General features: G+C 72.1%; 5 protein-coding genes. 4 read left to right on the top strand and 1 reads right to left on the bottom strand.

Going from position 1 to position 3,188, the window contains the following annotated elements; translation table 11 throughout:
- A partial coding sequence (locus tag FRW57_RS19450; protein ID WP_152186814.1) for a hypothetical protein occupies positions 1–610 on the bottom strand: 610 nt, incomplete at its 3' end.
- Between the two features lie 162 nt (positions 611–772).
- On the opposite strand from FRW57_RS19450, the gene rimP reads away from it, so the two are divergent.
- The 4 genes from rimP to FRW57_RS24155 all read left to right on the top strand — a co-directional run.
- Positions 773–1,306 (top strand): ribosome maturation factor RimP, encoded by a 534-nt coding sequence (gene rimP / locus FRW57_RS19445; protein ID WP_137122918.1) that lies wholly within the window; start codon positions 773–775, stop codon positions 1,304–1,306.
- Positions 1,306–2,352 (top strand): transcription termination factor NusA, encoded by a 1,047-nt coding sequence (gene nusA / locus FRW57_RS19440; protein ID WP_137122917.1) that lies wholly within the window; start codon positions 1,306–1,308, stop codon positions 2,350–2,352. Before rimP ends, nusA begins: the two co-directional genes overlap by 1 nt.
- On the top strand, positions 2,352–2,663 hold the full coding sequence (locus tag FRW57_RS19435) for a YlxR family protein (protein WP_338016664.1): 312 nt from the start codon (positions 2,352–2,354) through the stop codon (positions 2,661–2,663). Before nusA ends, FRW57_RS19435 begins: the two co-directional genes overlap by 1 nt.
- 192 nt (positions 2,664–2,855) lie before the next feature.
- On the top strand, positions 2,856–3,188 hold a 333-nt coding region (locus FRW57_RS24155; protein WP_203230427.1), incomplete at its 3' end, for a translation initiation factor IF-2 N-terminal domain-containing protein.

Here is a 3,188-nt window from a genome sequence, read left to right as displayed (position 1 = left end):
GGGAGGGACCGGCGAGGCGCGGCCGGTGCGGTTCGGCACCGAGCAGCCGTGCTGCCGCGTGGTGCTGGGCGGCGAGCGAGGCCAGCAGGGCGACGTTCGTCGGGCTCACGTCGGAGAGCCGTGCGAGCGCCTGCGCGGTGGCGTCTCGACGCTCCGCGCGCGCCAGTGCCTGCAGGACCGACACCCGCGCCCTGCGCTTCGTGGAGCCCTTGGAAGGGCGTGCCTGGACGGCGCTCGTGGAATGGCGGGGGGACGGAACACCCGACGAAGGGGTGGTGGGATGACGGGGCAGTGGCACCCCGAGACCCTGCAGCAGCGCGGTCATGGTGCTGGCCTGTTCGGTGTGCAGACCGGCCAGCCGGGCCGGCAGCCCGGTGGGTGGTCCGTCGGCGGCCTCGGCGTCTTCCCGCAGCTCCTGGGCACGGGACCGGGCCCGCAGCAGCGCCGCCTCGTCGGCGATGGGCTGGCGGGTCGGGACGAACGGGATCCGCGGCGCGTCGTCCTCGAGGTGCACCCCGCATCCGGTGAGCGCGCCCAGGACCCCCAGCCCGCCGGCGACCAGAACACCGCGGCGCGACCAGCCACCCGGCACCCGGTTGCTCCCCGACACGCGGCGATCATCGCACGTCGCCGCGGGTGTGCGGATCGGGCCCGACGTGGATACAGTGGCCGATCACGGCGCGCACCGGTGTGCGCCGCATGCCGTCTTGCGCACAGGTCGGGTGCGCGGCCGGTGCATGCATTCGAGAAGAGCTGGAAACGGAGGCGGCGGATGAGCAGCACGGCGCAGTCCCGTCAGATCCGCGAGGAGGCCCAGTCGGCGGTGACCGACCTCGGCCTTGCCGTCGAGGACGTCACCGTGACCCCGGCAGGGCGACGCCGCCTGGTGCGGGTCCTCGTCGACCGTGACCTCGCGACCCTCGCCCTGCCCGACGCCACCACCCCGGTCGACCCGTTGAACCTCGACGAGGTCGCCGACGCCACCCGGCTGATCAGCACGGCGCTGGATGAGTCTGACGTGATGGGGCCCGCCCCCTACGTCCTCGAGGTCAGCTCGCCGGGAGTCGATCGACCGCTGACCGAGCCACGCCACTTCCGGCGCAACGTCGGGCGCCTGGTGCGCGCCACCACCTCCGACGGGGAGGTCACCGGGCGCCTCACCACCGCGACGGACGCCGACGTCGCCCTCGAAACCCCCGCCACCAAGAAGACACCGGCCCGCACCGTGCGGCTGCCGTATGCCGACATCTCACGCGCCCAGGTCCAGGTCGAGTTCGGCAGGGGCGCCAAGGGAGAGGACGCCTGATGGACATCGACATGGCCGCACTGCGGGCCCTGGAACGGGAGCGGGACATCCCGATGGACGTCATCGTGCCCGCGATCGAGCAGGCCCTGCTGATGGCCTATCACCGCACCGACGGCGCTCAGCGCCTGGCACGGGTCCAGCTCGAGCGCACGTCCGGACACGTCACGGTCTGGGCCCGCGAGGAGCCGGACCCTGCGGTCGAGGGCGGCGAACCGGGGCCGGAGTACGACGACACGCCGAAGGGCTTCGGGCGGGTGGCCGCCGCGACGGCCCGGCAGGTGATCGTCCAGCGGTTGCGCGACCTCGAGGACGAGCAGGTCTTCGGCGACTTCGCCGGCCGAGAGGGCGACGTCGTCGCCGGGATCATCCAGCAGGGCAGTGACCCGCGCAACGTGCTGGTCGACTTCGGCACGGTCGAGGGTGTCCTGCCGCTCGCCGAGCAGGTGCCGGGGGAGGAGTACGCCCACGGCCAGCGTCTGCGGTGCTTCGTGGTCAGCGTGCGGCGCGGGCCCCGTGGCCCGCAGATCGGGCTGTCCCGCACCCACCCGGGTCTGGTGCGCAAGCTGTTCGCCCTCGAGGTCCCGGAGATCGCCGACGGCACGGTGAAGATCTCGGCGCTCGCCCGCGAGGCGGGACACCGCACCAAGATCGCCGTGCACTCCACGGTGGCGGGCGTGAATGCCAAGGGCGCCTGCATCGGGCCGATGGGAGCGCGGGTCCGGGCCGTCATGACGGAGCTGCAGGGCGAGAAGATCGACATCGTCGACTACTCGGAGGACCCACAGACCTTTGTGGCGGCGGCCCTCTCGCCCTCCCGGGTGCTGTCGGTCGAGGTGGTGGATCCGGCCCTGCGCTCGGCGCGAGTCGTGGTGCCCGACTACCAGCTCTCGCTGGCCATCGGCAAGGAGGGACAGAACGCCCGGCTGGCCGCGAAGCTGACCGGCTGGCGGATCGACATCCGCCCGGACACGGCGCCGCAGGAGAGTCCCGCCGGAGGCACCGGAGCAGGCTCTGGCGCACCCGGGGGCGGTGAGGCGTTACAGTAGTGACGACCGATCCGCTGCGGCGTGCACGTCAGCGGTCTCCCCATGCTCCTGTTCGTACGTGTGTGGGGTGCCGTCGCCGCGAGGATCGGTCGGCACTGTTGCGAGTGGTCGCGCGGGTGGTGGACGACGGGACGACCGTGGTGCTGCCGGACGAGCGACACCGGCTTCCGGGCCGTGGCGCCTGGCTCCACCCGGAGACGGAGTGCCTCGAGCTTGCGGTGCGCCGCCGTGCGTTCGGTCGCGCCTTGCGTGTCGGGGCCGGCCTCGACGTCGGCCCGTTGCGGCGGTGGTTTGAAAACCGGTCGTCATGACCGGGTGGTGAACGGCACGGTGTGCCGGTACGAACAGCACGACCGCAGTCCCTCCCGGGGCGGCGGAACGACAGGGAACCGAAAGCGGGTTTGACGCTGATGAGCACCCGATGAGTACTCAGCGATGAGCACCCCCCAGCACTAACGACGGCCCGCGCTGCCTTATCCGCCCGGGCCAGGACAAGGAGAAACGTGGCTAAGGTCCGGGTTTACGAGCTCGCGAAGGAGCTCGGGGTCGAGAGCAAGACGCTGCTCGCCCACCTCAAGGAGCAGGGAGAGTTCGTGCGGTCGGCATCCTCGACCATCGAACCGCCCGTGGTCCGCAAGATCCGTGAGAACCCTCCGGCGAAGCCCGCCGGAGCCAAGACGGCGAAGAAGACAGCAGCCAAGAAGAGCGCACCGGCCGAGACGACCGATGTGAAGCCGGGCGCCAAGCCCGTCGAGACGCCGGCCGCACCGGCTGCGTCCACCCCGTCGGCACCGTCGGCACCGTCGGCACCGCCCTCGACGGCTCCGACCCCCGGC

This window comes from Segeticoccus rhizosphaerae (assembly GCF_009192725.1).
Lineage (GTDB): Bacteria > Actinomycetota > Actinomycetes > Actinomycetales > Dermatophilaceae > Segeticoccus > Segeticoccus rhizosphaerae.
Note: the sequence above shows the minus strand (reverse complement) of the source record. Positions and strands in the feature narration are given on the sequence as shown.

Excerpts from the sequence above, each read along its gene's own strand:
- rimP (WP_137122918.1), top strand. The coding sequence starts at position 773 with ATGAGCAGCACGGCGCAGTCCCGTCAGATCCGCGAGGAGGCCCAGTCG.
- nusA (WP_137122917.1), top strand. The coding sequence starts at position 1,306 with ATGGACATCGACATGGCCGCACTGCGGGCCCTGGAACGGGAGCGGGAC.